This window comes from Enterobacter cloacae complex sp. IR5422 (genome assembly GCF_049238165.1).
GTDB classification, from domain to species: Bacteria; Pseudomonadota; Gammaproteobacteria; order Enterobacterales; family Enterobacteriaceae; genus Enterobacter; species Enterobacter roggenkampii.
In genome coordinates this window covers 1-530 of the sequence record NZ_JBMKHT010000119.1, presented here as the reverse complement: position 1 = coordinate 530, position 530 = coordinate 1, and the positions used below count along the sequence as shown (strand labels likewise).

The window sequence follows — 530 nt, the reverse complement described above, 5'->3', positions numbered from 1 at the left end:
GCTTAGTCGCTTAACCTCACAACCCGAAGATGTTTCACTTCTGATTGCGAAAATTTGAGAGACTCGAACACACCTTAAAGATGTGTCGTTTCAATTTTCAGCTTGATCCAGATTTTTAAAGAGCAAAACTTCGCAGTGCACCTTTTCAGGTTCACTCTGAAGTTTTCTTGGGTTCGCAGTAAAAGATGGTGGAGCTATGCGGGATCGAACCGCAGACCTCCTGCGTGCAAAGCAGGCGCTCTCCCAGCTGAGCTATAGCCCCATCGTTTTGCAATCTCTGTACCGCTCATCCTTTAAAAGGAGTTTGGTAGGCCTGAGTGGACTTGAACCACCGACCTCACCCTTATCAGGGGTGCGCTCTAACCACCTGAGCTACAAGCCTGCAGAGATTTTTACTGCTGTTTTTTCATCAGACAATCTGTGTGAGCACTACAAAGGCAGGTTCTTTAAGGTAAGGAGGTGATCCAACCGCAGGTTCCCCTACGGTTACCTTGTTACGACTTCACCCCAGTCATGAATCACAAAGTGGT

At 47.4% G+C, this 530-nt stretch carries 2 tRNA genes and 1 rRNA gene; all 3 read right to left on the bottom strand.

From position 1 onward, the window contains the following. Positions 1 to 186: 186 nt before the first annotated feature. Positions 187 to 262: transfer RNA gene (locus tag ACOTXT_RS22495), tRNA-Ala, on the bottom strand. Between the two features lie 43 nt (positions 263 to 305). Continuing rightward, a tRNA-Ile gene (locus ACOTXT_RS22490) sits at positions 306 to 382 on the bottom strand. A gap of 70 nt (positions 383 to 452) precedes the next feature. Beyond that, positions 453 to 530: ribosomal RNA gene (locus ACOTXT_RS22485) — 16S ribosomal RNA — on the bottom strand; the annotation flags it as partial.